The organism is Paracoccus sp. S4493 (genome assembly GCF_000967735.1).
GTDB classification, from domain to species: Bacteria; Pseudomonadota; Alphaproteobacteria; order Rhodobacterales; family Rhodobacteraceae; genus Paracoccus; species Paracoccus marcusii.
On sequence record NZ_JXYF01000268.1, the window covers coordinates 1 to 382 of the forward strand.

Annotated in this window: 1 protein-coding gene; it reads left to right on the plus strand. The window is 63.1% G+C overall.

Annotated elements, in window-relative coordinates; genetic code table 11:
- Nucleotides 1-382 (plus strand): ATP-binding cassette domain-containing protein (locus TW83_RS16965; RefSeq protein ID WP_045983963.1); only part of this gene is annotated, 382 nt, incomplete at both ends.

The following is a 382-nucleotide window of genomic DNA, read 5'->3' on the forward strand; positions in this document are numbered from 1 at the left end:
CCGGGAAATCGACGCTGATGTCGATCCTGTACGGGTTCTACAAACCCGATGCGGGCCAGATCCTGGTGGGCGGAAAGCCGATCAGCATCAGCGACAGCCAGACCGCGATCCGTGCGGGCATCGGCATGGTGTTCCAGCACTTCAAGCTGGTGCAGAACTTCACCGTGCTGGAGAACATCATCCTCGGCGTCGAGGATGGCGCCCTGCTGCGCCCGTCGCTGTCCAAGGCACGCGGCGTCCTGAAGCGCCTGGCCGCCGAATACCAGCTGAACGTGGACCCCGACGAGGTGGTGGAAAACCTTTCCGTCGGACACCAGCAGCGGGTCGAGATCCTCAAGGCGCTGTATCGCCAGGCCGACATCCTGATCCTGGACGAACCCAC